General features: G+C 73.0%; 23 protein-coding genes. 10 read left to right on the forward strand and 13 right to left on the reverse strand.

Going from position 1 to position 25,332, the window contains the following annotated elements:
* The 5 genes from Q7L65_RS17995 to Q7L65_RS18015 all read left to right on the forward strand — a co-directional run bounded on the left by Q7L65_RS17995 (position 1) and on the right by Q7L65_RS18015 (position 6,505).
* The gene (locus Q7L65_RS17995; protein ID WP_304723186.1) at positions 1-810 is read left to right on the forward strand and encodes a Stf0 family sulfotransferase; all 810 of its coding nucleotides are present in this window, start codon (positions 1-3) and stop codon (positions 808-810) included.
* Positions 807-1,712 (forward strand): sulfate adenylyltransferase subunit CysD, encoded by a 906-nt coding sequence (cysD, locus tag Q7L65_RS18000; RefSeq protein ID WP_304723188.1) that lies wholly within the window; start codon positions 807-809, stop codon positions 1,710-1,712. The genes Q7L65_RS17995 and cysD overlap by 4 nt, the downstream gene beginning before the upstream one ends.
* Positions 1,712-3,631 (forward strand): adenylyl-sulfate kinase, encoded by a 1,920-nt coding sequence (gene cysC / locus Q7L65_RS18005; protein ID WP_304723190.1) that lies wholly within the window; start codon positions 1,712-1,714, stop codon positions 3,629-3,631. The genes cysD and cysC overlap by 1 nt, the downstream gene beginning before the upstream one ends.
* Positions 3,632-3,718: 87 nt before the next feature.
* The gene (locus Q7L65_RS18010; protein WP_304723192.1) at positions 3,719-5,311 is read left to right on the forward strand and encodes an NAD(P)/FAD-dependent oxidoreductase; all 1,593 of its coding nucleotides are present in this window, start codon (positions 3,719-3,721) and stop codon (positions 5,309-5,311) included.
* Between the two features lie 90 nt (positions 5,312-5,401).
* A complete protein-coding gene (locus Q7L65_RS18015; protein ID WP_304723194.1) occupies positions 5,402-6,505 on the forward strand; it encodes an AI-2E family transporter in 1,104 nt (367 codons plus the stop codon).
* Positions 6,506-6,532: 27 nt separating this feature from the next.
* On the opposite strand, the gene xylA is transcribed toward Q7L65_RS18015, so the two are convergent.
* Positions 6,533-7,693 carry a xylose isomerase gene (xylA, locus tag Q7L65_RS18020; RefSeq protein WP_304723195.1) on the reverse strand — a complete coding sequence of 387 codons (1,161 nt, stop codon included), beginning with the start codon at positions 7,691-7,693 and terminating at the stop codon, positions 6,533-6,535.
* Positions 7,694-7,889: 196 nt separating this feature from the next.
* Between xylA and Q7L65_RS18025 the strand changes: the two genes are divergently transcribed.
* Positions 7,890-9,977 carry a methyl-accepting chemotaxis protein gene (locus tag Q7L65_RS18025; protein ID WP_304723196.1) on the forward strand — a complete coding sequence of 696 codons (2,088 nt, stop codon included), beginning with the start codon at positions 7,890-7,892 and terminating at the stop codon, positions 9,975-9,977.
* Positions 9,978-9,981: 4 nt separating this feature from the next.
* Here Q7L65_RS18025 and ilvD read toward each other — a convergent pair whose 3' ends face one another.
* Complete coding sequence (gene ilvD, locus Q7L65_RS18030) at positions 9,982-11,886, reverse strand: dihydroxy-acid dehydratase (protein ID WP_304723198.1); 1,905 nt, start codon at positions 11,884-11,886, stop codon at positions 9,982-9,984.
* A gap of 49 nt (positions 11,887-11,935) precedes the next feature.
* Here ilvD and Q7L65_RS18035 point away from each other — a divergent pair, with 49 nt between their 5' ends.
* Positions 11,936-12,505 (forward strand): TetR/AcrR family transcriptional regulator, encoded by a 570-nt coding sequence (locus Q7L65_RS18035; protein WP_304723200.1) that lies wholly within the window; start codon positions 11,936-11,938, stop codon positions 12,503-12,505.
* A gap of 70 nt (positions 12,506-12,575) precedes the next feature.
* Here the strand turns inward: Q7L65_RS18035 and Q7L65_RS18040 are convergent, their stop codons facing one another.
* Complete coding sequence (locus tag Q7L65_RS18040; protein ID WP_304723201.1) at positions 12,576-13,544, reverse strand: aldo/keto reductase; 969 nt, start codon at positions 13,542-13,544, stop codon at positions 12,576-12,578.
* Positions 13,545-13,706: 162 nt separating this feature from the next.
* On the opposite strand from Q7L65_RS18040, the gene Q7L65_RS18045 reads away from it, so the two are divergent.
* Positions 13,707-14,219 (forward strand): sulfurtransferase, encoded by a 513-nt coding sequence (locus tag Q7L65_RS18045; protein WP_304723203.1) that lies wholly within the window; start codon positions 13,707-13,709, stop codon positions 14,217-14,219.
* A gap of 4 nt (positions 14,220-14,223) precedes the next feature.
* Here the strand turns inward: Q7L65_RS18045 and Q7L65_RS18050 are convergent, their stop codons facing one another.
* The 10 genes from Q7L65_RS18050 to Q7L65_RS18095 all read right to left on the reverse strand — a co-directional run bounded on the left by Q7L65_RS18050 (position 14,224) and on the right by Q7L65_RS18095 (position 24,037).
* Positions 14,224-14,871, reverse strand: coding sequence for a response regulator transcription factor (locus tag Q7L65_RS18050; protein ID WP_304723205.1), 648 nt, complete (start codon positions 14,869-14,871; stop codon positions 14,224-14,226).
* Positions 14,859-16,700 (reverse strand): histidine kinase, encoded by a 1,842-nt coding sequence (locus Q7L65_RS18055; protein WP_304723207.1) that lies wholly within the window; start codon positions 16,698-16,700, stop codon positions 14,859-14,861. Before Q7L65_RS18055 ends, Q7L65_RS18050 begins: the two co-directional genes overlap by 13 nt.
* A gap of 169 nt (positions 16,701-16,869) precedes the next feature.
* The gene (locus Q7L65_RS18060; protein ID WP_304723208.1) at positions 16,870-17,661 is read right to left on the reverse strand and encodes a phosphosulfolactate synthase; all 792 of its coding nucleotides are present in this window, start codon (positions 17,659-17,661) and stop codon (positions 16,870-16,872) included.
* Positions 17,640-17,918 (reverse strand): hypothetical protein, encoded by a 279-nt coding sequence (locus Q7L65_RS18065; RefSeq protein ID WP_304723210.1) that lies wholly within the window; start codon positions 17,916-17,918, stop codon positions 17,640-17,642. The genes Q7L65_RS18060 and Q7L65_RS18065 overlap by 22 nt, the downstream gene beginning before the upstream one ends.
* Positions 17,915-19,276 carry an FAD/NAD(P)-binding oxidoreductase gene (locus tag Q7L65_RS18070; RefSeq protein ID WP_304723213.1) on the reverse strand — a complete coding sequence of 454 codons (1,362 nt, stop codon included), beginning with the start codon at positions 19,274-19,276 and terminating at the stop codon, positions 17,915-17,917. Before Q7L65_RS18070 ends, Q7L65_RS18065 begins: the two co-directional genes overlap by 4 nt.
* Positions 19,273-19,710 carry an OsmC family protein gene (locus Q7L65_RS18075; protein ID WP_304723215.1) on the reverse strand — a complete coding sequence of 146 codons (438 nt, stop codon included), beginning with the start codon at positions 19,708-19,710 and terminating at the stop codon, positions 19,273-19,275. The genes Q7L65_RS18070 and Q7L65_RS18075 overlap by 4 nt, the downstream gene beginning before the upstream one ends.
* Positions 19,707-20,879, reverse strand: coding sequence for an MSMEG_0565 family glycosyltransferase (locus Q7L65_RS18080; protein WP_304723216.1), 1,173 nt, complete (start codon positions 20,877-20,879; stop codon positions 19,707-19,709). Before Q7L65_RS18080 ends, Q7L65_RS18075 begins: the two co-directional genes overlap by 4 nt.
* Positions 20,876-22,435: a hypothetical protein gene (locus Q7L65_RS18085; RefSeq protein ID WP_304723218.1), complete on the reverse strand. Its 1,560-nt coding sequence runs from the start codon at positions 22,433-22,435 to the stop codon at positions 20,876-20,878. Before Q7L65_RS18085 ends, Q7L65_RS18080 begins: the two co-directional genes overlap by 4 nt.
* Positions 22,432-23,406 carry a carbamate kinase gene (locus Q7L65_RS18090; RefSeq protein ID WP_304723220.1) on the reverse strand — a complete coding sequence of 325 codons (975 nt, stop codon included), beginning with the start codon at positions 23,404-23,406 and terminating at the stop codon, positions 22,432-22,434. Before Q7L65_RS18090 ends, Q7L65_RS18085 begins: the two co-directional genes overlap by 4 nt.
* Positions 23,407-23,428: 22 nt before the next feature.
* Positions 23,429-24,037 carry a cupin domain-containing protein gene (locus tag Q7L65_RS18095; protein ID WP_304723221.1) on the reverse strand — a complete coding sequence of 203 codons (609 nt, stop codon included), beginning with the start codon at positions 24,035-24,037 and terminating at the stop codon, positions 23,429-23,431.
* A gap of 176 nt (positions 24,038-24,213) precedes the next feature.
* Between Q7L65_RS18095 and Q7L65_RS18100 the strand changes: the two genes are divergently transcribed.
* Together Q7L65_RS18100 and Q7L65_RS18105 are read left to right on the forward strand one after the other, a co-directional pair.
* A complete protein-coding gene (locus tag Q7L65_RS18100; RefSeq protein WP_304723222.1) occupies positions 24,214-24,702 on the forward strand; it encodes an MSMEG_0572/Sll0783 family nitrogen starvation response protein in 489 nt (162 codons plus the stop codon).
* Between the two features lies 1 nt (position 24,703).
* Positions 24,704-25,330 carry a hypothetical protein gene (locus tag Q7L65_RS18105; protein ID WP_304723224.1) on the forward strand — a complete coding sequence of 209 codons (627 nt, stop codon included), beginning with the start codon at positions 24,704-24,706 and terminating at the stop codon, positions 25,328-25,330.
* The last annotated feature ends 2 nt before the right edge of the window (positions 25,331-25,332 follow it).

Consider the following 25,332-nt stretch of genomic DNA (forward strand, 5'->3'; position numbering starts at 1 on the left):
ATGAGCGTGATGCCGGAACTTGCGTATCTCGTCTGCGCCACGCAGCGCAGCGGCAGCACCGTGCTGTGCGAGACGCTGCGCGCCACCGGGATCGCCGGTCGACCCTTCGAGCACTTCGAGCTGCTGCGCCACAGCGGGCGCCCGCGGCAGGCGCAGGAGCACTTCGCGGGCGTGAGCGATCCCGCGATCGAGGCGCTGCTGCCGCCGCCCGCGCCGGTCGACCCGGCCCGCACGCTCGGGGCCGAGCCGGCGGCGGCGTGGTGGGCGCGGATCGTGCGCGACGGGACGACGCCGAACGGGATCTGGGGCGGAAAGCTGATGTGGGACCACACCGAGGACTTCGTCGCGCGGGCGTCGCTGCTGCCCGGTCTGGCGGACGCGGACCTGTCGACGGTGCTCGACCGTCTGCTCGGCGAGGTGCGGCTCGTCCACGTGCGGCGGGAGGACAAGGTCGCGCAGGCCGTTTCGTTCTGGCGCGCCATGCAGACGCAGTCGTGGCGGCACGACAGGGGCGTACCCGATGCGCCCGCCGAATACCACTTCGGCGCGATCGACCAGCTGGTCGCGCTACTGGAACGCGACGACGCCGCCTGGCTGCGCTGGTTCGAAGCGACCGGCCGCACGCCGCTGACGCTCGTCTACGAGCAGCTCAGAAGCGCGCCGCAGGAGGGCGTCGCGCAGGTGCTGCGGCTGCTCGATCTGCCGGTCGCCGAGCAGCTGCCCGAGCCGGCGCTCGCGCGCCAGCGCGATGCGACGTCGCGGGAGTGGGCGCAGCGGTATCGGGAAGCCCGCTCCAGGGTGGCAGTGTGACGGCCACACGCGTCTCGCTGCTGCGCTCGCTCGAGGCCGAGGCCGTGCACGCCGTCCGCGAGGTCGCGGCGGAGCTGGAACGGCCGGTGCTGCTGTTCAGCGGCGGCAAGGACTCGATCGCGCTGCTGCGCGTCGCGGAGAAGGCGTTCCGGCCGGCGCCGCTGCCGTTCCCGGTCCTGCACGTCGACACGGGCCACAACTTCCCCGAGGTGCTCGAGTTCCGCGACCGCCGCATCGCCGAGGCCGGCCACCGGCTGATCGTCGCCTCCGTGCAGGACTCGATCGACGCCGGCCGCGTGAAGGAGCAGGAACCGGGCGCCTCGCGCAACCGGCTGCAGACGCGCACGCTGCTGGACGCGCTGGAGGAGCACCGCTTCGACGCGGCCTTCGGCGGCGCGCGCCGCGACGAGGAGCGCGCCCGCGCGAAGGAGCGCGTGCTGTCGTTCCGCGACGAGTTCGGCCAGTGGGAGCCGCGTCAGCAGCGGCCCGAGCCGTGGGCGATCTACAACGGCCGCATCCGCCGCGGCGAGCACGTGCGCGTGTTCCCGCTGTCGAACTGGACAGAGCTGGACGTGTGGCGCTACATCGAGGCAGAGGGCCTCGAGCTGCCGTCGATCTACTTCGCCCATCACCGCCGCGTGATCGAGCGCGACGGGATGCTGCTGGCGTGGTCGCAGTGGGTCCAGCCGGAGGCCGGGGAGGAGGTGCAGGACCTCTCGGTCCGCTACCGCACCGTCGGCGACCTGACGGTGACCGGCGCCGTCCGCTCCGAGGCGCGCGACATCACCGCCGTGATCGAGGAGATCGTCGCCTCCAACGTCTCCGAGCGCGGCGAGACCCGCGCCGACGACCGCACCTCCGAAGCCGCGATGGAAGACCGCAAGCGAGAGGGCTACTTCTAGTGAGCGAACCACGGGAGTTGCTGCGGCTGGCCACCGCCGGCTCGGTCGACGACGGCAAGTCGACGCTGCTCGGCCGGCTGCTGCTGGACACGAAGCTGCTGTTGAGCGACCAGCTGGAGGCGGTCTCGGGCAGCAACGGCGACGGACCGGACCTCGCCGCGCTGACCGACGGCCTGCGGGCCGAGCGCGAGCAGGGGATCACGATCGACGTCGCCTATCGCTTCTTCGCGACCCCGCGGCGGTCGTTCATCCTCGCGGACACGCCCGGCCACGAGCGCTACACGCGCAACATGTTCACGGGCGCTTCGACGGCGGACCTCGCGATCGTCCTGGTCGATGCCCGCCACGGCGTCGTGACGCAGACGCGCCGCCACACGCAGATCTCCGCGCTGCTGGGGATCCGCCACGTCGTCACGTGCGTCAACAAGATGGACCTCGTCGGCTGGGATCGCGACCGCTTCGACGCCGTCGCGGCCGACGTGCGCGAGCTGGCCGAGCGGCTGCGGATCGCCGACCCGCTGGTGCTGCCGATCAGCGCGCTGCACGGCGACAACGTCGTCGACCGCTCCCCGCACACGCCCTGGTACGACGGCCCGCCGCTGCTGGAGCACCTCGAACAGGTCGACGTCGCCGCCGACCGCGACCTCGCGCGACTGCGCCTGCCGATCCAGTGGGTCGCGCGGCCGGCGGGCTCGCGCCGCCGCGGCTACGCCGGCCAGCTCGCCGCGGGGACGCTGCGCGCCGGCGATCCGGTGATCGTCATGCCGGCGGGCACGCGCACGACGGTGACGGCGGTCGACACGCTTGACGATGCGGCGGGGGGCGGAGCGGCCACCGCCGGCGCGAGCGGCGCGGCCGATGGCGCGTCGGCGGCGTCGAGCGATGGCGCCGTCGCCGTCCCGCCCCTCTCGGTGACCGTCGAACTCGCCGACGACATCGACGTCGGCCGCGGGGACGTGCTCGTCTCACCCGGCTCCGAGCCGCCGGCCGCGCGCGAGCTGGAGGCGACGATCTGCTGGATGGCGCAGGAGCCGCTGCGGCCGGGGCGCCGCTATGCGCTCAAGCACACGACGCGAACCGTGCGCGCGACCGTGCAGGCGCTGCACGAGCGGATCGATCCGGAGACGCTGCTGGCAGAGCGCGAGCCGGCTGCGCTGGCGCTCAACGACATCGGCCGCGTGACGCTGCGCACCAGCTCGGTCGTGCTCGCCGATCCGTATGCGGAGAATCGCGTGACGGGCGCCTTCGTGCTGATCGACGAGCACGACAACGACACCGTCGCAGCCGGGCTCGTGCTGAGCGCGCGCGAGGTCAAGCCGCCGCGCGAGGGCCGCCGCGACGTCACCTGGCACCCGTCGGCGCTCGATCGCGGCCACCGCTGGACGGCGCTCGGCAACCGCGGCGCGACCGTCTGGCTGACGGGACTGCCGGCATCGGGCAAGTCGACGATCGCGGTCGAACTGGAGCGCGCGCTGGTCGAGTCCGGCCAGCCCGCGTACCTGCTCGACGGCGACAACATCCGCTACGGCCTCTCCGACGACCTCGGCTTCTCGCCCGGCGACCGCGCCGAGCACATCCGCCGCGTCGGCCACGTCGCGCGTCTGATCGCGGACTCCGGCACCGTCGCGGTCGTCTCGCTCGTGTCGCCGATGGAGGCCGATCGCGCGGCCGTGCGCGAGCTGCACGACGCCGCCGGGCTGGCGTTCGTGGAGGTCTTCGTCGACACGTCGGTGCAGGAGTGCGCACGGCGCGATCCGAAGGGCCTCTACGCGCGCGCGAGAGCCGGCGAGATCAAGGGCTTCACCGGCGTCGACGCCCCCTACGAGCGCCCGCAGACGCCGGAGCTGCACGTGCCGACGGCGGAGATCGACGTCGCGCCCGCGGTTGCGCGGATCGTCGAGCTGGTGCGCGCAGCGTAGGACGGTCCGCTCACGGGTAGCGAGCAGGCAAGGCAGCGAACCGAGCGACGAGGAGGTGAGGCCGATGCGGCTCCAGCGACGCGGGCGATGAGCTGCGTGCTCGTGATCGGCGCGGGTCACAACGGTCTCGTCGCCGCGATCCAGCTGGCGGCGCACGGCCTCGACGTGACGGTGCTGGAGCACGCCCCGCATCCCGGCGGCGCCTCCTCCTCGACGGCCGCGACGCTGCCCGGCTTCGTCCACGACCACTGCGCGGCGTTCGTGCCGATGGCGGCCGCCTCGCCGGCGATCCAGGAACTGCGCCTCGATGACGACGGATTGCGGTGGATCGATCCGCCGACGATCCTCGCCCACCCCTTCGACGACGGCAGCGCGATCGCGCTGCGGCGCGACGTCGGCGCGACGTGCGAGTCGCTCGCATGCGGCGCCGGTCCGGGCGCCGCCGACGGCTGGAAGACGGCGATGGCGCGGATGCTGCCGATCGCCACGCCGCTGGTGGAGAGCGTGCTGTCGCCGTTGCCTGCGGCCGTGCAGGGCACGCGCGTCGCGGCCGGGCTCAACCGCGAGCTGGTCGAATGGACGCGGCGGATGCTCGGCTCCGTCGAGGCGCTCGGGCTCGACCTGTTCGACGGCGACCGCCGCGCGACCGCATGGCTGGCGGGTTCCGCGCAGCACTCGGGCCTGCCGCCCTCGACGACGCTCAGCGGCGCGTTCGGCTTCCTGCTGCAGCTGCTCGCGCACAGCCACGGCTGGCCGCTGCCGCGCGGCGGGATGGGCGAGCTGACCGCTGCGCTGGTGCGCCGCGCCGAGCGCGAGGGCGTGCATGTCCGCTGCGGCGCGTCGGTCAGAAGCGTGCTGATCTCGCGTGGCCGCTCCGGCGGCGCGCTGGGCGGCGCCGTCCCGCACGGGCGCGGCCGTGTCGCCGGCGTCGAGCTGCACGACGGCGAGCAGATCGCCGCAGACGCGGTCGTCTCGACCGTCAGCGCGGGCCTGCTCGCGCGGCTGCTGCCGCCAGGCGCGCTGCCCGGGCGCCTGCACCGAAGGCTCGCGCGCTGGCGCTACGCGACCGCGCCGTTCAAGCTCGACTACGCGCTCTCGGCGCCGGTGCCGTGGACGGCGCTGGAACCGCGCGAGGCGGCGGTGGTGCACGTCGGCGGCGCGCTGGAGCAGCTGTCGGCCGCGGCGCAGGAAGCGAGCCGCGGCGAGCTGCCGTGGCGGCCCGCGCTGGTCGTCGGGCAGCAGTCGCTGCTGGACCCGACGCGCGCGCCGGCCGGCCGGCACACGCTCTACGTCTACGGCCACGTGCCGGCGCGCTATCCCGAGTCCGACGAGCAGGTCGCGGAGCGGATCGAGGCGCAGCTGGAGCGCTTCGCCCCGGGCTTCCGCGACATCGTCCTTGCGCGCGCGACGCGCTCGCCCGCGCAATCCGAGCGCGACAACCCGAGTCTCGTCGGCGGCGATCTCGGCGGCGGCTCCTACGAGCTGGACCAGCAGCTCGTCTTCCGTCCCGACCCGCGCATGATCCGCTACCGCACGCCACTGCGCGGCCTCTACGTGGCCGGCGCCTCGACGCACCCCGGCGGCGCAGTGCACGGGATGAGCGGCCGCGGCGCCGCGCACGCGCTGCTGAAGGACCGGCGCCTGCGGCCGTGGCGGGTCGGCGGGCTGCGGCGGCAGTGAAGCCGCTGCCGGCGCGCTGCAATCGAGTGAACGGTCGCATCGGCGCCTGCGCAGCGGAGGCGTCTTCCCGCGTCGCTAGTCTGCCGCGCTGTGAGAGCGACCGAGGTAGCGCGCAACGTCTTCACCGCTGCCCTGGTCGCGGGGCTGATCTACGTCGGCTATCTGCTGCGCGACATCGTGCTGCTGGCGATCCTGGCGGGCTTCGTCGCGGTCGCGTTGAGCGGGCCGGTCGGGCTGCTGGAGCGGCGGCTGAGAGTGCCGCGCGCACTCGCGATCCTGCTCGTCTACCTCGGGCTGGCCGGCATCCTGATCGGGCTCGGGCTGCTGATCGTGCCGCCGTTCGTGACCGAGTTCGACCACTTCCTCAGACAGCTGCCGAGATACGTGCGCCAGCTCGAGGACTCAGCGCTGATCGCCAGATGGGACAAGCAGTACGACCTCGTCGACAAGCTCGAACAGCAGGTCAACCAGCTGCCGTCGCTGCTGGGCGGCGCGCTCGGCGAGCTGGAGGCGGTCACCGTCGGCGTGCTGGAGCGGGTCGTCGAGCTGATCGCGGTGCTGGCGATCGCGTTCCTGCTGCTGCTCGACGCGCCGCGGCTGCTGGACTTCGTCTTCGGCCAGGCGCTGCCGGAGGACCGGCGCGAGCAGGCGCGCCGGCTGACGCAGCAGTCGGCGGCGGCGGTCGGCGGCTACGTCGGCGGCGTCTTCGCGGTCGCGCTGCTGGCGGGGTTGGTCTCGTTCGTCGCGATGACGATCCTGGGAATCCCGTTCGCGGTCCCGCTGGCGGCGCAGATGGCGCTGTTCGCGATCATCCCGCTCGTCGGCTCGACCGTCGGCGCGGCCGTGATCGCGTTCGTCGCCGCCTTCGCCGGCCTGGAGACGGTCCTCATATGGATCGTCTTCTGGATCGTCTACCAGCAGTTGGAGACGCACGTGATCGGCCCGTTCGTCTACCGCAAGGCGGTCGACATGCGCCCCGTCTTCGTGATCCTCGCCGTGCTCGCCGGCGCGTCGCTGCTGGGCGTGCTCGGCGCGCTGCTGGCGATCCCCGCCGCCGCAACGATCCAGATCGCGGTGCGGGAGTGGTGGCGGATCCGGCAGCTGCCGAAGGGCGAGCTGCCGCCGGAGCTGGAGCCCGGTGGTGGCAACGACGACGCGCCGCCGGGTCCGGCCGCAGCACCCGAGCCGGCCTGACGTGCGGGCGGCGGCGCGCACCCTGCCTCAGCGCACCCCCAGCAGCACCTCGACCAGCAGCTGGTCGAGCCGCTCGTTCGCGTAGCCGCGGGTGGCGAGCGTGTCGAGCTCGTCGGCGGCTCGCTCGAGCGTGTCGGGCGAATCGCCGCTGGCGACGGTCGGCTGCGCCAGCTCGTCCGCCCCGGCGGCGGCGAGCGCCTCGCGCACCTCGGGGAGGGCGTCGAAGGTGCGTGCGCGCTCGGCGAGCAGCAGGTACGTGCGCATGCAGCCGCGGACGAAGTCCCAGACGCCGTCGGCGTCCTCGTTGCGGTACGGGTGCGCATCGAAGTGCAGCGGGCCGTCGTAGCCGGCGCGCTCCAGCAGCCGCACGAGCAGGAACGCCTCCTTCAGGTCCTCGGCGCCGAAGCGGTAGTCCTGGTCGAAGCGGCCGATCCGCTGCGCGTTGAGGTCGATGTGGAACAGCTTTCCAGCCCACAGCGCCTGGCCGACCGCGTGGTGGAAGGAGAGGCCGGCCATCGTCTCGTGCGCGACCTCGGGGTTGACGCCGACCATCTCCGGGCGCTGCAGCGTCGAGATGAAGTGCAGGGCATGGCCGACCGTCGGGAGGAAGATGTCGCCGCGCGGCTCGTTCGGCTTCGGCTCCAGCGCGAATCTGAGGCCGTAGCCCTGCGTGACCGAATAGTCCGCGAGCGTGTCGATCGCCTCGCGGTAGCGCTCCAGCGCGTCGCGCGGATCCTTCGCGACGCCCGCCTCGACGCCCTCGCGCCCGCCCCAGAAGACGTAGACCTTCGCGCCCAGCCGCGCGCCCAGGTCGATCGAGCGCATCGCCTTGCCGATCGCCGCGCGCCGCACCCCGCGGTCGTTCGACGTGAACGCCCCGTCCTTGAAGGCGGGGTGGCCGAACAGGTTCGTCGTCGCCATCCCGACGTGCAGCCCGGTCTCGCGCAGCGCCGTCGCGAAGCGTGCGGTGATGCGCTCCGCCTCCGCCGCCGGCGTCCCGTGCGGGATCAGGTCGTCGTCGTGGAGGCTGACGCCCGCGGCGCCCAGCTCGGCCAGCCGCCGCACCGAGTCGGCGGGATCGACGGCCGCGCGCGTCGGCAGGCCGAACGGATCCCGTCCGGGGTTGCCGATCGTCCAGAGGCCGAACGTGAAGCGATCCTCGGGACGCGGCTGGAGATCGTGGCTCATCGCACAAGATCTAGCACGCGCAGCGCTGCAGCTCGGCGCCTCGCGCTCGCACTCGCGTCGCCCGCCCGTTCGGGTCTCCACACCTGGCACGAAGCCGCTCGCTTCAGTTGGCCGCCTTGACGTCGATCCACAGGGCGTAGCTCGTCGTGCGCCGGCGCTCTCGAGCCGGTCAGGCCCCGTCTCCAGGAGGTACACGTTGAAGGCGACCGTCCGGACCAAGCTGCTGAGCGGCTTCGGCGTCGTGATCGCACTGATGGTCGTCGTCGGGGCGATCGCGATCCTCAAGCTCGAATCGATCGACGACATCACCGACGACCTGGGGGACAACGCGGTCCCGGCACTGCAGAACTACGCGTTGCTCAACAACAACACGCAGGGGTACCGCAAGGATCAGCTGCGCTACGCGACCGCGCTCGACGAGGCCGACAGAGCGGAGATGGCCGCCAACGTCGAGGCCGACCTCAGAAGCATGGAGACCGGGCTGAGCCGCGGCATCGCGCTCGCGACCTCCGCGACCGGCGTCGCGAACATGAGCAGGCTCGTCGACGCCTGGAGAGCCTATGTCGAGGCGACCGCGAACTACAGATCGCTCGCCGACGGCGGCGACCAGCGCGCGGCGATCGAGCTGATGGCCGCCGGCCCCGGCAAGGACGCGTTCGACGCCGTCAGAGTCGCGCTCGACGAGGCGACCGCCTTCCGCGGCAGCTCCTCGACCGCGCTCGCGAAGGACGCCGACGACACGGTCTCGCGCACGCGCGCGGAGATCCTCGTGCTGCTGGCGGTCGCCGCAGCGCTCGCGCTCGCGGTCGCGCTGCTGCTGTCGCGCGCGATCGTCAACGGCGTGCGGCAGATGCGCACCGCTGCGCGCGGGATCGCGCTCGGCGACGTGCAGCAGAAGATCGAGATCCGCTCGCGCGACGAGATCGGCGAGACCGGCGACGCGTTCAGGGAGATGGTCGCCTATCTCGACGAGACGGCGAGCGCGGCGCGCCGGATCGCCGCCGGCGACCTCGCCGTGGACGTGCGGCCGAAGTCCGACCGCGACGCGCTCGGCAACGCCTTCCTGGAGATGAGCACGCAGCTGCGCGCGGCGCTGGGCGACAGATCGTCGCTGGACGCGCTCGTGCAGAGGATGGAGCAGCTCTCCAACGACGACCTCGCCGCGCTGCAGCGCGCGCTGGCCGCCGTCGCCGCCGGCGACCTGACGGTCGACGCGCCCAGCACGACGCGGCGGCTGGAGGTCGAGCACGGCCTGGAGCCCGGCCGCCTGGCGGAGATCTTCAACGCGATGCTCGCGCAGTTGCAGGCGTCGGTCGAGGGCTACAACGGCATGCGCGCGAAGGTCGCGAGGATGCTGCGCGAGATCGCGGGCGAGTCGGAGGCGGTCGCGGCCGCCTCGCAGCAGATGGCGTCCACGTCGGAGCAGTCGGGCCGCGCGACCGGCGAGATCGCCAACGCCGTCGCCGAGCTGGCGGCGGGCGCCGAGCGTCAGGCGCGCTCCGTCGGCGAGGCGCGCGAGCTGACCGACGAGGTCGCGAACGTGACCGGGCGATCGCGCGACGACGCGCGCCAGACGGTCGACGCCGCCGCCCGCGCGCGCACGGTCGCCGAGCAGGGCGCCGCCGCGATCGGCGAGGCGACCGCCGCGATGCAGGAGGTGCAGGCCTCCTCGACCGCGGTCACGTCGACGATCCGCACGTTGGGCGAGAAGTCGGATCAGATCGGTGGGATCGTCGACACGATCACGGGGATCGCGCAGCAGACGAATCTGCTGGCGTTGAACGCGGCGATCGAGGCGGCGCGCGCGGGCGAGCAGGGGCGCGGCTTCGCGGTCGTGGCGGAGGAGGTGCGCAAGCTGGCCGAGGAGTCGGCGCTGGCAGCCGGCTCGATCGCCGAGCTGATCGCCGAGATCCAGCGCGAGACCGGCCACGCGGTCGAGGTCGTCGAGAGCGGCGCCCAGCGCACGACCGACGGCGTCGCGACCGTCGAGCAGGCGCGCGCGTCGTTCGTCGCGATCGGCGACAGCGTCGAGGACATGACGCGCCGCGTCAGCCTGATCGCCGAGGCGGTCGGCGAGATCTCCGACAGCGCCGCCCGCGTGCGCGCGAACGTGCTCGACGTCGCGGCCGTCGCGGAGGAGTCCTCCGCCTCGACCGAGCAGGTCTCCGCCTCGACGCAGCAGACGAGCGCCTCGACGCAGGAGATCGCGGCGTCCGCCCAGGAGCTGGCGCGCACAGCGGAGCAGCTGGAGGCGCTGGTGGCGCAGTTCACGCTGGTGCGCTGAGCGCTCACACGACCGGTTGGCGCGCCGCCGCGTCGCGCTCCGCCTGCGCCGCGACGGCGCGCTCGACCGCGTCGACGTCGCGCACGGCGCCGGTGTCGGCGGAGGTCGCCATCGCGGCGTAGGCGCGCAGGGCGGGGGTGATTCTGCGGGGGCGGGGGGCGGCGGGGGCGTAGCCGCCGCCGGCCTCCAGCGCGCTGCGGCGCGAGGCCAGCTCGTCGTCGTCGACCTCGAGCGTGATCGAGCGGGCGGGGATGTCGATCGCGATCGTGTCGCCGTTCTCGACCAGTGCGATCGCGCCGCCGGAGGCCGCCTCGGGCGAGACGTGGCCGATCGAAAGGCCCGAGGTGCCGCCGGAGAAGCGGCCGTCGGTGATCAGCGCGCAGGCCTTGCCGAGGCCGCGGCCCTTCAGGTAGGAGGTCGGGTACAGCATCTCCTGCATGCCCGGCCCGCCGCGCGGTCCCTCGTAGCGGATCACGACCACGTCGCCCGCTCTGACGCCGCCGCCGAGGATCGTCTCGACCGCGTCCTCCTGCGACTCGACGACGACCGCCGGCCCGCTGAATCTGAGGATCGACTCGTCGACGCCGGCCGTCTTCACGACGCAGCCGCGCTCGGCGACGTTGCCGTAGAGGATCGCCAGGCCGCCGTCGACCGAGTAGGCGTGCGCGACGTCGTGGATGCAGCCGTCGGCCGCGTCGACGTCGAGCGACTCCCACCGCTCCGACTGCGAGAAGGCGGTCGCGGAGCGTCTGCAGCCGGGCGCGGCGTGAAACAGCTCGATCGCCTTCTCCGACGGCTTCGGTCCGCGCACGTCCCACGCGCCGAGCCACTCGTCGACGGTGCGCGCGTGCACGGTCGTGACGCTGTCGTCGAAGAGGCCGCCGCGGCGCAGCTCGCCGAGGATCGCGGGGATCCCGCCGGCGCGGTGGACGTCCTCCATCAGGTACGTGCCGTTCGGCGCGACCTTGCAGAGGCACGGCACGCGACGCGACAGCTCGTCGATGTCCTGCATCGTGAAGTCGAGCTCGGCCTCCTGCGCGGCGGCGAGCAGATGCAGGATCGTGTTGGTCGAGCCGCCCATCGCGATGTCGAGCGTCATCGCGTTGCCGAACGCGGCGCGCGTGGCGACGGATCTGGGGAGGACCGACGCGTCGTCCTCCTCGTAGTAGCGGCGCGTGATCTCGACGACCGCGCGGCCGGCGTCCTCGTACAGCTCCTTGCGCGCGGTGTGGGTCGCGAGCGTCGAGCCGTTGCCGGGCAGCGCGAGGCCGAGCGCCTCCGTCAGGCAGTTCATCGAGTTGGCGGTGAACATCCCCGAGCAGGAGCCGCAGGTCGGGCAGGCGGCCTCCTCGATCAGCGCGATGTCGGCGTCGCTGACCTCGTCGGCGACGGCGTCGGCGATCGCGCTGACGAGGTTGACGCGCTTGCGCACGGTGCCGTCCTGGAGCACCGCGGTGCCGCCCTCCATCGGGCCGCCGGAGACGAACACGGTCGGGATGTTCAGCCGCAGCGCGGCATTCAGCATCCCGGGCGTGATCTTGTCGCAGTTGGAGATGCAGATCAGCGCGTCGGCGCAGTGCGCGTTGACCATGTACTCGACGCTGTCGCTGATCAGGTCGCGCGACGGCAGCGAGTAGAGCATCCCGTCGTGGCCCATCGCGATCCCGTCGTCGACCGCGATCGTGTTGAACTCGCGCGGGACGCCGCCGGCGGCGCTGATCGCGTCCGCGACGACCTGGCCGACGGGCTGCAGGTGCGTGTGCCCCGGGACGAACTGCGTGTAGGAGTTCGCGACCGCGACGATCGGCTTGCCGAAGTCCTCCCGTGCGACGCCGGCGGCGCGCAGCAGCGCGCGGGCGCCGGCCATGTTGCGGCCGTGGGTGACGGTGCGGGAGTTCAACGGTGGCATCTCGGGTCTCCTCGTGGGCGGGGCGGGAGGGAATCAGTAGACTAGCGGAATGGCCGTTCCGCCGCCATGGGCATCGCTCACCGCCGCACAGAAGCGGACTCGCACGCTCGACGTCGCCGACGAGCTGTTCGCGCGCCAGGGGATCGACGTGCCGATGCCGGTATTGGCGCGCGCGATCGGCGCCGGGGTGGGGAGCATCTACCGCCAGGTCGGCACCAAGGACGACGTGATCGCGGCACTCGTGATCGCCCGCGCGACCACGCTGCGCGCGCGCTTCCTGGCGACGCTCGACGATCCGGATCCGTGGGACGCGCTGCGCCAGGCGACGCACGAGACCGTCGACGACTGCATCGCCGACGCGCTCTCGCAGACCGCCTGGGACGAGGCCGCCTTCGCGCACGAGTCGGTCCGCTCCGCCCGCGCCGGCGCGACCGACGCGCTCGCCCAGATGGTCGACCGCGTCCGCGCGACCGGCGTCCTCGGCGACGACGCCAGCCACGAGGACCTGCGCCTCCTCTTCTGCTCCCTGCGCGAACTCGCCGGCATCGGCCCCGAGGGCGCGCACCGGCTCGCGGAGCTGGTGCTGCGCGGGATGCGCGGCGTCGCCCCCACGTCCTGACGCAGGGGAGGAGCGGTCGATTGCTGGTCTCCCAGACCAGTGAACGACCGCTCCTCGAAGCACAGCCCGGTCAGTAGCGCGCGCCGACGACCGCCGGAAGCGCGTCCAACTGCGCCAGATCCTCGGTGCTGAGCGTCAGGAGCGCCGAGCCGGCGTTCTCCTCGACCCGCTCGGGGCGGCGGGTGCCGGGGATCGGGACGACACCGTCGTCCTGGGCCAGCGTCCATGCCAATGCGACCTGGGCCGGGGTCGCGCCGAGCCGCTGCGCGACCGCGCGGACGCGCTCGACGATCGGGGCGTTGGCCGCAAGCGCCTCCGGGGTGAAGCGCGGGTTGCTGGTGCGCCAGTCGCCGGCGGCGAGCGTCGCGTCCGGGGCGATCGTGCCGGTCAGGTAGCCACGGCCGAGCGGGGCGAACGGGATGAACGCGACGCCGTTGGCCGCGCACCACGGCAAGACCTCGGCGAGCGCGCCGCGCTCCCACAGCGACAGCTCCGACTGGACCGACGCGACCGGGTGGATCGCGTGCGCGCGCTCCAGCTCCTCGACGCCGACCTCGGAGAGGCCGATCTCGCGCGCCTTGCCGGACTGCACGGTCTCCGCCATCGCGCCCCACGTCTCCTCCAGCGGGACCTCCGGATCGACGCGGTGCAGCTGGTAGAGGTCGACGTGGTCGACGCCGAGCCGCTCCAGCGAGCCGTCGATCCCCTCGCGCACGTGCGCGACCGAGCCGTCGCGCGTGAACGTCCGTCTGTCCGCGGGGCCGTGCGGGACCAGGCCGACCTTCGTCGCGACGACCGCGGCCTCACGGTGACCGACGAGCGCGCGGCCGAGCAGGCGCTCGTTGGAGAAGGCTCCGTACGCGTCGGCGGTGTCGATCAGCGTGACGCCCAGCTCGAGCGCGCGGTGGATCGCCTCGATCGAGCGCTCGTCGTCGACGTCGGTCTCGTACGCGCCCGCCATCGTCATGCAGCCGAGGCCGATCGCGCCGACCTGCAGTGAGCCGATCGCGCGGCTCGGGATCTTTCCATCTCTGACCATGCGATCGATCGTACTCGTGAGTTCGATCGACCTCGATCTGTCGCGATGTCCGAAAACCGGACATCGGCTGTCCAGCGACAGGCATAGGCGCGGCCTGCGCGCTGCGAGAGGCTCCATTTCCGAGAGGGCTCGTCTGCCGCAGGACTCGTAGGAGGTGGCGCCGTGGGTAACGATGCTGACGTGCTGATCGACATGCAGTGGGTCGAGCAGCACCTGGAGGATCCGACTGTTCGCGTCGTCGAGGTCGACGAGGACGTCGGGCTCTACTCGCGCGGGCACATCCCCGGCGCGATCGGGCTCGACTGGCGCCGCGACCTGCAGGCGCGCGCGAGCTGCGACTTCCTCGGCCCCGAGCGCTTCGGCGAGCTGCTGGGCGCGCACGGGATCTCCAACGAGCATCGCATCGTCCTGTATGGCGACCGCGACAACTGGTTCGCCGCCACGACCTTCTGGTACCTCAAGTACTACGGCCACGACGACGTCTGGTTGCTGGAGCACGACCGCGACGGCTGGATCGCCGCCGGCAAGCCGCTCTCCGCCGAGCCGCCCGCCTACGACCCCCAGCGCTTCACCGCCCGCCCCGGCGACGCCGACTTCAGCGCCGCCTACGACGACGGCTCCCACAGCGGCTGGGGCAGCTTCGGCGACGCGGTCCTGGATCCGGCGGAGGTCTGAGCCCCTACCGCGACAGGTACCGCACGACCGCGAGCACGCGGCGGTGGTCGTCGCTGTCGGGCAGCAGGCCGAGTCGGTCGTAGACCTGCGAGACCTGCTTGACGACGGCCTTCTCGGTGACCACGAGGCGCTCGGCGATCGCGGCGTTGCTGCGGCCCTCGGCCATCAGCGCCAGGACCTCGCGCTGGCGCTCGGTGAGGTCGTGCAGCGGATCGTCCTGCGGGCGGGCGCGCGCGAGCAGCGTGCTGACCAGCTCGGGATCGAAGACCATGCCGCCGTCGCAGATCCGGCGCACGTCGGCGCAGAACGTCTCGGCGTCCACGATCCGCTGCTTCAGCAGGTAGCCGACGCCGGCCGACCCGTGCGCGAGCAGCTCGCCGGCATAGCGGCGCTGCGCGTGCTGGGAGAGCACGAGGACCGCCGTCTCGGGCAGCTCCGAGCGGATCGTCAGCGCGGCGCGCAGGCCTTCGTCGGTCTGCGTCGGCGGCATGCGGACGTCGGTCACGACCAGTTGCGGGCGCTCGGCGCGAACGGCCGCCAGCAGCGTGTCCGCGTCGGACGCGAGCGCTACGACGTCGAACCCGCCGCGCATCAGCACGACCGCGAGCCCCTCGCGCATCAGCGCCTCGTCCTCGCCGATCACGACGCGCACGGAACCTCCGCAACGACCCGCGTCCCGTCATGGGCGGGACTGTCGACGGTGAGGCGCCCGCCGAGCACGTCGACCCGATCCGCGAGCCCACGCAGGCCGGTGCCGCCGCTCGCGCCGGCACCGCCCACGCCGTCGTCGCGCACCTCCACCCGGAGTCCCACGGCGGTGCGCTCGACGCGGACTCCGAGTGTCCGCGCGTGGGCGTACTTGACGGCGTTGGCGAGCGACTCGGCGATCACGAACCAGCCCGCGCTCTCGACGGCGGGCGGGAAACGCTCGTCGCCGGCGTGCACCGTCGTCGGGATCGGCATGCGGTCCGCCAGCTCGTCGGCCGCGGCGCCGAGGCCGCGCTCGACCAGCGCTGCGGGCAGCACGCCGTGGACCAGCTCGCGCAGCGTTCCGAGCGCCGATTCCAGCTCCGCCCGCAGCGCGTCCGCCTCGGAGCGCGCCGTGTCCAGCTCGCCGCGCAGCGCGTCCGCATCGGCGTCGGCGTCCGCGCGCGCCGATGCGGAACCGTCGGTGCCCCGCGCCAGCTCGTTCGCGCGCATCGCCAGCAGCACGAGGCGGCCCTGCATGCCGTCGTGGAGGTCACGCGCGATCCGCCGCCGCTCGTCGTCGGCCGCGGCGGCGATCCGCGCACGCGAGCGGCGCAGCCCCTCGCGGCTGGCGATCAGCTGCGCGGTCAGCCGCTCGCGGTCCAGCGCCAGCGCGATCACGCGCGCCGCTTCGCGCACGGGAGCCGCATCGGCGATCAGCCCGGCGTCGTAGACGATCGCGCCGATCCGGCGGCTCGCGGGCGCAGCCGCGACGCCGTGTCGGCTGGGCTCGCCGCTCACGCCGACCCGCCGCTCCTCGCCCGCAGCGACCGCTTCGCCCGCACGGCTGCGCCGTTCCTCTGCCTCGACCGTCACGACGGCGCGGCCCGAGCGGGGGTCGGGGAGGGGGAAGGGGCGGCCGTGGGGGTCGAGCCAGCCGTCGCGCTCGCCAGCCCACAGGACCAGCTCGACCGACGGGTCGCCGAGCGCGTCGGCGAGCGCATTGCGCAGGGTCGCGCGCTCGCCGTCGGCGGCGGCCGCGCCCAGCCAGGCACTCAGCTCCTGCACGCCGGCGGTCGGCGCGAAGCCGCCGCGCAGCACGGCGCTCGTGAACGCGACGGGGACGAGGCTCAGCAGCACCGCCTGCGCGGCGAACAATGCAAACGGATCGTCGCCGAGCAGCGGCCCGCGCAGGTGGCTCAGCAGCGGCACGAGCACGACGACGGCGATCCCGCAGACCGACAGCGGCGCCAGCACCCGTCGTTGCGGCGGGGTCGCGGCGCGCAGCCGCGCGGCAAGCACGAACGCGGTTGCGATCAGCAGGCCGCCGCCGATCGCCTCCTGGACGTTGAGGCCGAGGCGCGCGAGATCCGGGCGGTCGGCGAGCTGCAGCGGAGCGCCGAAGCCGTCGGGCAGGAACAGGTAGATCGGCGCATGCAGCAGCAGCGCCGCGGCATAGACGCCGGCGACGATCGCGCGGCTCGCCCTGCCGCGCAGCCGGCCGGACGGGAAGGCGTGCAGCAGGTGCACGACGAGACCCAGCGGCAGCGTCGCGACGACGACGCCGACCGCGGCGAGCGAGGGGTAGGCGACGTTCGACAGCCCCGCCCCGATCCACACCAGCGCGCCCGCGATCATGATCGCGCCCATCCGGTTGCCCGGCCGCCGCAGCGTCGCGACCGCGCCCGCCGCGAACCACGTCAGCGCCGCGACGGGGAACAGCACGAGCACCCACGACGGCGGGTCGTCGAGCAGCAGCGCCGCCTCGATCCCGCACAGCGCGAGGACCGCCACGCCGAGCAGGAGCAGCAGCGGAAGGTGTGGGCGCGATCCAAGGTTGGACCGGCCTGGCTTTCGTACGCTCGAACCCAAGTGCATCGCGACCCCGCGCCGGCCGTCCTGGTCGCGCTCCGTGCGGCGTGAGCCTACTGGCTTCGTCGGCGATCGAGGGGCGGCCGCGGGGTCAGGTGAGGCGCGCGGGCTGCGCGAGCGTGTCGGCGCGCAGGCCGAGGCGGATCGTCTCGAGCGAGACGACGTTGGCGGGGCAGATGTTGGCGAGGTTGACGCTCGCACCGAAGCGACGCACGAACCAGACCTGCTGCTGCGTGCGCGGTGCCTCGAACAGCAGCCGCTCGCTGCCGACCGCGTCCGCGATCCGCTCGATCAGCTCGACGCGGACGGCGCCGTCGGCGTCGTAGATCCCGGTCGTGCCGGAGGCGCGCGCCTCGGTGATCACCTTCGTCGCGCCGGCCTCCAGCTCGCGCTCGACCTGCCGCACCCAGGTGGCCGGCTCCAGCGCGCGGTCGTCCTTGGTGCCGACCTCCGAGAGGACGGTGAAGTCGGCTGCGAGCTGCTCGATCAGGCGCAGCTTGTCGGCGTGCGGGAGGTCGATCGTGCCGTCGGAGACCTCGACGTGCCGCAGCCCGAGCTGCCGCAGCCAGGCCGCGAACGCGGGCACGCGCCCGTGCACGATCGCCAGCTCCGTCAGCGTCCCGCCGAGCACGACCGCGATCCCGCGCTCGCGGTAGCGCGCGAGCTTCGCGGCGAGGTTCTGCGTCACCAGCGCCGTGCCCCAGCCGAGCTTGACGAGGTCGACGGCGTCGCCCGCGACCTCCAGCAGCCCGTCGACGGCGGCCAGCGACAGCCCGGCGTCGAGCACCGACGTGAGCCCTTCGGCGCGCGGCTTGGCCGCGCGCCGCGGGAGGTCGGGGAAGACCTCCCAGCCGGCTTCGTTCATCTGGACGGTGGTCGCCACGGCTCGCCCGGCTTGCGTGCGGGCGGGGTCCAGCCCTGCGCGGTCATTCTCGTCGCCGTCATCGCGCGCCGCTTGACGCCCCACGGCAGCCGCCGGTAGAGCGGCACGAAGACGAGCCGCCAGAAGCGGTCGCCGCTGCCGCGGTAGGGGTCGACCGTGCTCGGCGCACCTCTGCGCAGCCGCCGCGTCGAGTCGATCAGCAGATGATGCTCGGCCTGCTCGCGCAGCCGCAGCTTGAGGTCGGCCAGGCCGCTCACGCCGCCGCCTTCGCGCGGGCCGGCTGCTGCAGCGCCGCCAGCCCGTTCTGCGCCGCGATCGCGATCGGCTCGAACAGCGCGCCGATCGGCGGCGAGTAGATGTTCTCCATCCACGCGAGGTCCTCCAGCGTCGCGCCGCGCTTGGCCGCGAAGGCGAGGAAGTCGCAGCGCTCCTTGACGCCCTCGCCGCCGTGGATCTGCCCGCCGACGAGCTTCAGCGTGTCGGGCTCGGCCAGCAGCTTGACGTGCGTCATCGTCGCGCCGGGGTAGTAGCGCGCGCGGCTCACGCCGACGCCTCTGGCGAGCACGTACGGCACGCCGATCGCCGTCGCGAGCGTCTCGCCGAGCGAGAAGCCGCCGATCGTGTAGTCGCCGGCGACCATGCCCCACGGGATCCAGACCGGGTCGTAGACGCCGCCGCGGCCGCTGATGTCGAACGCGGCCGTGCGGCCCTGCGCGTAGGCGTGCGCGCCGGTGAGGCCGCGGATCGGCAGCATCGTGAGGCCGTGCGGGACCTCGACGACGTCGCCGGCCGCCCACACGCCTCTCGCGCTCGTGCGCATGTGCTCGTCGACCATGATCCCGCCGGTCGTGCCGATCGTCAGGCCCGCGGCCTCCGCCAGCGTCGCGTTCGGCTGCTTGTGCAGCGCGACGATCACGACGTCGCACGGCAGCTCGCCTCTGGAGGTCTGGACCGCGCCGACGCGGCCGTCTCTGCCTTCGACGAAACCCTCGACCTTTGTGCCGAAGTGCAGCGTGACGCCGTGCTTCTCCAGCGATCTGTGGACCGGCTCGGCGACGTCCGGGTCGAGGATCTCCGACAGCGCCCACGGGCCCTCGTCGACGAGGTCGACCTGCAGCCCGCGGTTGCCGAGGTTGCCGGCCATCTCGATCCCGATCGGCGTCGCGCCGAAGACGACGGCGCGTCTCATCGAGTCGAGCTGCTTGTCGAACTCCATCGCGGCGCGGATGTCCTTGACGTAGTGCAGCCCGTCGAGGTTGGAGCCGGGGACGGTCGGCTTCTCCCACACGAAGCCGCTCGCGATCACGAGCTTGTCGAAGCCCTCGTGCGTGTTGCGCGCGGTGACGGTGCGGCGGTCGAGGTCGATGTCGGTGATCGCCGTCTCCATCCGCATGTCGAGCCCGTCCTCGCGGTAGCGGTCGACGGTCGAGAGGAAGAGGTCCTCGAACTTCGGGATCTCCTTGCCGTGCACGAACGGCATCCCGCACGGCGAGTAGGCGATGTCGGGGAACTCGGTGAAGACCGTCACTCTCAGGCTCGGGTCGAAGCGCTTGGCGAGTGTGGCCGCAGCCGTGCCGGCGCCGCCTCCTCCGATGACGATCAGACGCTGGCTCATGGGACCTCCGTGGTGTCCTTCGCGGTTTCTTCGATGCTGAAGTCGAGCGCCGGCGCGAGCGCGAGCGTGTTCGAGACCCAGCAGTAGCGTTCGGCGCGGGCGACGAGCGGCTGCATCGCCGCGCGCGGCAGCGACGAGCTGACGGTCACGGCGAAGCGCCCGTAGCGCAGCGCCCGCCCGTCGCGCTCGGCGCGCACGCCGACGCGCACGTCCTCGGGCAGCGTCACGTCGTGCTTGGCGGCGACGTGGCCGAGCGCGAGGCAGAAGCAGCTCGCGATGCTCGCGCACAGCAGCTCCGTCGGCATCGGGCCGCTGTCGGCGCCGCCGTCGGCGACGGGCTCGTCGACCGTGATGCGGTGGCCGCGGGCGCTGACCTCGGCGCTGTATCCGCCGCGGTAGACGGCCTCGACGGCGATCGCTCTCGTGTCGCTCATGCCGCGTCCCGTTCCAACGAGCGGATCTGCTCGTAGGCGCGCTCGTGCGAGACGGCCGCGGCCTCCCACGAATACTGCGCGGCGACCTCGCGGCCGCCGGCGATCAGGCGCTCGCGCAGCAGCGGCTCGTCGGCGACGCGCGCGAGCGCGCGGCCGAGCGCCTCGCCGTCGCCGGTCGGCGTCAGCAGCGCGCTGACGCCGTCGGTCAGGAACGAGCGGAAGACGTCGAGGTCGGAGGCGACGAGCGGCAGCTCGGCCGACAGCGCCTCCAGCGCCGCCAGGCCGAAGCCCTCCTTCACCGACGGGAACGCGAACACGTCCGTGGCGCGGTAGAGGCGCTCCATCTCGGCGTCGGTCTGCGGGCCGAGCACGCGCACGTGCTCCGTCACGCCCAGCTCGCGCGCGAGCGCTGCGAAGCGGCCCAGCTCGTCGCGGTAGTCGAAGAGCGTGGTCCCGCCCGCGATCAGCAGCAGCGGGTCGCGCTCGGGCGACAGCGCGCGCATGCGGGCGAAGCCGCGCAGCAGCGTCAGCGAGCCCTTGCGCGGCTCGATCCCGCCGACGGTGAGGACCACGCAGCGGTCGCCGAGGTCGCTGGCGGCGCGCTCGCTCGCGCGTTCGTATCTGTCGCGCGAGGGGCGGAAGCGGGCGCGGTCGACGCCGTTGGCGACGATCTGCGCATGCACGGCGAAGTCGTCGGCGAGCCGTTGCGCCCACGGCTGGGAGACGCAGAGGACGTGGTCGGGGCCGGCGATCGAGCGCTGCTGGCAGTCGACCAGCGACGGCGAGGTGAAGTCGTCGACGTGATGGACCGTGCGCACGACCTCGCGGATCAGGCCGCGGTCGCGCAGGTCCAGCGCCGCGTTCGCCGACAGGCAGTCCTGCGTGTGGACGACGTCGAAGTCGCCCTGCGGCAGGACCCTGGCGAGCCCGTCGGCGTAGGCGACGAGCATCGCCTCGATGCGCGTGTCGAACGGCGCGTCCTGATCGGGCACGTGACGGATCAGCTCGACCGGCACCGCGGCCGGCCGGAACAGCGCCTCGCCCGGCCGCGCGAGCGCGACGAGCGTCACGTCGTGCCCGCGCCGCGCCAGCGCCTCGGACACTTCGAGCGCGTGCACGACCCCGCCGCGCGGCTTGACCGAGTAGGTCAGCATCGCGATCCGTGTCATGCGGTGACTCGACGGTTGGAGACCGCCACCGCGTGCGCCGCCAACTGGGCGGCCGCGGCGTTCGTCGGGGCGACGAAGACGCCCGCGTCGCGCAGCGTTCTCTCCTGGCGGCGGACGTCCTGCGGGTCCAGCTCCGTACCGCAGACGTGCGCGATCACGACGCGCGAGCGGGCCAGGCGGCCCAGCTCCGGGGCGAGTCCGCCGGCCGGGTCCGCGTGCGAGCCGTGGCCGATCACGACGTCGAGCAGCACGCAGGCGACGTCGTCGCGCGCGGCGCGCTCGCGCAGGAAGCCGAGGCGCGTCTCGAGGTCGACCATCGGGTGCGGGCGACCCTGCGTGTACTCCTCCTCGCCGAGGTCGAAGATCGCGTGGCGCTCGTCGTCGTCGCCGTGGCCGGCGTTGCCGCCGACCGGGCCCAGCAGCGGCTCCAGCAGCGTGACCGCTTCGTACGCGAGCGAGCCGCCGGAGTAGAGGCCGAGGACATGCGCGGCGCGGCCGTCGCCGTCGTCGCCGTCCGCGTGGCCGCTGCCGGCGGCCGCGCCGGCGCTGCCGCCGCTGACCGCGCCGCCGCGGCTGTGCCGCCGCGCCGCGTCCGTGATCGCGCGCTCCAGCGCGTCGACTCTCGGCGGCGTCGCGCCGGCCGCGGCGAAGGCGCCCGCGTCGAGCGTCGGGTGGATCTCGAACGGGGCGTCGCCGCCCTCCCAGCCGACGAACGCGGCGACGACGCGCTTGCCCTTCACGTCGACGTCGCCGAGCGCCTGCACGGCCTCGCGCGACGGCGGCTTGGAGACGAGCAGCAGCGTCTCGGTCTCGTCGTCCTCGGCGAGCGTCCGCATCGCCGCTCTGAACATGATCCCGCCGATCTCGGCGTGCAGGTCGCGCCCGCCGACGCCGATGATCTGCGACACGCCGACGCCCGCGCCGGCCAGCAGCACGGCGACCTCCTGCGCGCCCGTGCCGGCCGCGGCGACGACTCCGACCGGGCCGCTCGGGACGACGTTGGCGAAGCCGAGCCCGGCGCCGCCGAGCATCGCGGTGCCGCAGCCGGGACCCATCACGAGCAGTCCGCGCTCGGCGCCGCGGCGCTTCAGCGCCAGTTCGTCGTCGAGCGAGACGTGGTCGGAGAAGAGGAACGTGTGCATCCCCTCGCTGAGCGCGCGGTGCGCTTCGAGCGTGGCGTACTCGCCCGGGACGGAGACGAGCGCGACGTTCGCGCCGCCGAGCGCGCGCGCCGCGCTGACCGACGTGCGCGGGGGAGCGGAGACGGAGCCGCCGTCGCCGCCCGCGCGTGGCGGATCGGCCGCGAGCGCCTGCTCGCCGGCGTCGAGTGCGGCCGCCGCATCCTCGGAGGAGCCCGCGTCGACCGCGAGCACGATGTCGGTCGGCGCCGCGTCAGCGGCGATCCCGCGCGCGGCGAGCTGCTCGAGGTTCGCCGGCGTGCCGGTCAGCACCTCGCACGCCGCGACCCCGTCGCGCTCGCGCAGCGACTGCGCGACGGCCATCAGCCGCACGCTGTCGACGTAGCGGTTGCGCACGACCCGTGCCTGCCAGCTCATCGCGCCACCTCCACGCAAAGCTTCTGCGCCACCACCGAAGGCCCGTGCCGGTCGGCGACGATCCGCGTGCCGTCCTCGCCCGCGACCGCGTCCGCGAGGTGCTCGGCGGAGGCGATCACGGCGGCGCCGTCGGTGCTTTCGATGAAGCGCGTGGCGGACTCGATCTTCGGGCCCATGCTGCCGGCCGGGAACTCGCCCTCGGCGAGGCCGCGGACGGCGTCGGAGACGGTCACGCGCGCGAGCTGACGCTCCCAGCGCGTGCCGAAGTCGAGCGCGACGCGGCGCACGCCGGTCAGCAGCACGAGCAGGTCGGCGTCGACCGCGACGGCCAGCTCGGCCGAGCAGCGGTCCTTGTCGATCACGCCCGCGAAGCCCTGCGGATGGGAGCGGTCGTCGTCCTCGACTATCGGGATCCCGCCGCCGCCGCCGGCTATCACGACGGTGCCGGCGTCCATCAACGAGCGGATCTGCTCGCAGCCGAGGATCCGCAGCGGGCGCGGACTGCCGACCACACGGCGCCAGCCGCGGCCGGCGTCGGGCGCGACGTCCCAGCCGCGTTCGACCGCGAGCCGACCGGCCTCGGCCTCGGTGTAGAACGGCCCGACCGGCTTGGTCGGCGGGGCGGCGGTCGCCGGATCGACGACGACGCGCGTCAGCACGGTCGTGACCGGGACCTGCGGATCGACCTCGCCGAAGGCGGTCTCCAACAGGTAGCCGACCTCCCCCTGCGTCATCGCGATCAGCGCGTCGAGCGGCAGTTCCGGCGCCTCGCTGGAGCCGAGCGCCTGCTGCAGCAGCAGCAGCCCGACGTGCGGTCCGTTGCCGTGCGTCAGAACCAGTTCGTGGCCGGCCTCGCGGAGGTCGACCAGCTGCTCGGCGACGACCCGCGCGTGCGCGAGCTGCTGCGGCCAGGTTCCCTCCTCGCCCTCGGCAATGAGGGCGTTGCCACCGATCGCTACGACGATGCGCACGTACGGACTCGCTTTCGAAGACTCAGGACCGCCCGACGAACCACATGGCTCGGGTCGGGTGGTCGCTGGGGTTTGACCAGGAATGGGGGTGATGCGTGCGGAAGTGGATCGAGTCGCCGGTCGCCAATCTGTGGACCTGGCCGGCGACGGTGAACGTCAGCTCGCCCTCCAGCACGACGACCAGCTCCTCGCCGACGTGGCGCATCGGGACCGGCCCGCTGTCCGCGCGCGGGGCGACGGTCGCCTCCGCGCCGGCGATCAGGAACGGGCCGTAGCGGCCCGACACGTCGTACAGCTCGAGCCCCTGCTTCGACGTCGATATCTGCTTGCGCGCGTCGTGCCGGGTGACGTTGACCTCGCGGTCGGCGTCGGTCTCGTCGATGAAGTAGGCGACCGACTTGCCGAGCGCGGCCGCGACCTTCATCAGGCTCGCGATCGTCGGCGTCATGCCGCTCTTCTCGATCTTGTGGACGGCGCCGGCGGACATCCCGGCGCGCTGCGCCAGCTGCGCCAGCGTCCAGCCGCGGGCCGCGCGCTCGGCGGCGACCTTCGCGCCGATCGCGGACACGGCCGCCTCGATCTCAGGCATCGAGGCGGTGCTCTCGGGCCCGTCTGAGATCTCGTTCGGCATCGCGGTTCTCCTCATGACATTTCCTATGGTAGATGATTCTTGGGGACGGTGTTGAGGGATTTCTTCGCTTCTTAAGGCAGTTTGTGGGGATCTCTTGACGAATCCGCGGTGAGTTCCCTAGTGTCTTGTTTCCGATCCGATACGGGATCTGTTCACGGCACGAAGGGAATTCTCCAGTGGCGAAGTCTGAGAGCATCCAGCGACCCGCGGTGGGCGACGAGCTGTTCGACACCTCCGAGAAGCTGTTCCCGGATGTGAAGGCGAACGAGGGCGAGAGCGCCTACACGTTCATGCACACGGTCCCGTACGAGGGTTCTGTCGGCCTCGTCAACCTGATGACGACCACGCGCGTCCAGCGCAAGGGCTTCAGAACGCACCTCGTCCTGTACGGGCCCGCCGTCCTGATGGCGTCCGCCAGCCGCGGCTTCCCGAAGGTCGGCGACGAGGCCTTCCCGGGTCACATGGCGATCAACAGACAGCTCCAGACGCTGATCGACGAGGGCGCGACGATCTACGCCTGTCGTTTCGCGGCCGGCGCGCTGTACGGCTTCCCCGAGAACCTGTTCATGGAGGGGATCACGCCGTTTCACCCGCTCGACGTGCTCGACTGCGCGCTGACGGCGTGGCGCGACAAGGCGTTCCAGCTCAACACCTGGACGCTGTGAGATGACGGCCGTGCTGGACCGGGACGCCGCCGTCGCGGCCTGGCGCCGGGCGGAGTCGCGCATCTACCCGTCGGTGATGGTCAACGCCGGCCTCTATCAGGAGTACGTGACCGTGGTGCAAGCGGTCTCGCAGGAGCTGAGCGCGGTCACCGACGAGCAGTCGCTGGTGACCGCGTGGCAGGAGCAGCACGACCTCGTGCGCGAGGTCGTCGCCCGCTCGTCGCTGCAGATGACGCCGCTGATGGACCTGGAGGCCGTGCGCGACGCGGCCTTCTGCCACCGTCATCGCGAGCTGACACGCCAGCTCGGCAGAGAGCTGGCGCGCGAGCGGCTGGAGCAGGCCAAGCGCAGCGGCGCGGAGTGGGTCGTGCTGTTCGACGACGTCACGCCGGTCGGCTCGCACGTGCTGGAGATGCACGTCGCCTCCGGCCGCGCGCTGCACGCCGCCTCCGAGCTGCCGCTCGACGCCAGCCGGCCGAGATTCACGCTCGAAGTCGTGCAGCTGGACCCGCGCGACGGCGCGTGGCTGCTCGACCAGCCGCCCCTGATGCCGACCGCCACCTACGACAACCGCGAGGAATGGGAGGCGCGCATCGCTGCGGCGCGGCTCCTCTTCAGAAGGAGCTGACG

Source organism: Conexibacter sp. CPCC 206217 (genome assembly GCF_030646165.1).
Lineage (GTDB): Bacteria > Actinomycetota > Thermoleophilia > Solirubrobacterales > Solirubrobacteraceae > Conexibacter.

Coding starts and splice junctions, on each gene's coding strand:
- Q7L65_RS18010 (WP_304723192.1), top strand. CDS start 3,719: ATGAGCTGCGTGCTCGTGATCGGCGCGGGTCACAACGGTCTCGTCGCC.
- Q7L65_RS18105 (WP_304723224.1), top strand. CDS start 24,704: ATGACGGCCGTGCTGGACCGGGACGCCGCCGTCGCGGCCTGGCGCCGG.
- Q7L65_RS17995 (WP_304723186.1), top strand. CDS start 1: ATGAGCGTGATGCCGGAACTTGCGTATCTCGTCTGCGCCACGCAGCGC.
- xylA (WP_304723195.1), bottom strand. CDS start 7,693: ATGAGCCACGATCTCCAGCCGCGTCCCGAGGATCGCTTCACGTTCGGC.
- Q7L65_RS18035 (WP_304723200.1), top strand. CDS start 11,936: ATGGCCGTTCCGCCGCCATGGGCATCGCTCACCGCCGCACAGAAGCGG.
- Q7L65_RS18080 (WP_304723216.1), bottom strand. CDS start 20,879: ATGACACGGATCGCGATGCTGACCTACTCGGTCAAGCCGCGCGGCGGG.
- Q7L65_RS18075 (WP_304723215.1), bottom strand. CDS start 19,710: ATGAGCGACACGAGAGCGATCGCCGTCGAGGCCGTCTACCGCGGCGGA.
- Q7L65_RS18085 (WP_304723218.1), bottom strand. CDS start 22,435: ATGAGCTGGCAGGCACGGGTCGTGCGCAACCGCTACGTCGACAGCGTG.
- Q7L65_RS18095 (WP_304723221.1), bottom strand. CDS start 24,037: ATGCCGAACGAGATCTCAGACGGGCCCGAGAGCACCGCCTCGATGCCT.
- Q7L65_RS18040 (WP_304723201.1), bottom strand. CDS start 13,544: ATGGTCAGAGATGGAAAGATCCCGAGCCGCGCGATCGGCTCACTGCAG.
- Q7L65_RS18070 (WP_304723213.1), bottom strand. CDS start 19,276: ATGAGCCAGCGTCTGATCGTCATCGGAGGAGGCGGCGCCGGCACGGCT.
- ilvD (WP_304723198.1), bottom strand. CDS start 11,886: ATGCCACCGTTGAACTCCCGCACCGTCACCCACGGCCGCAACATGGCC.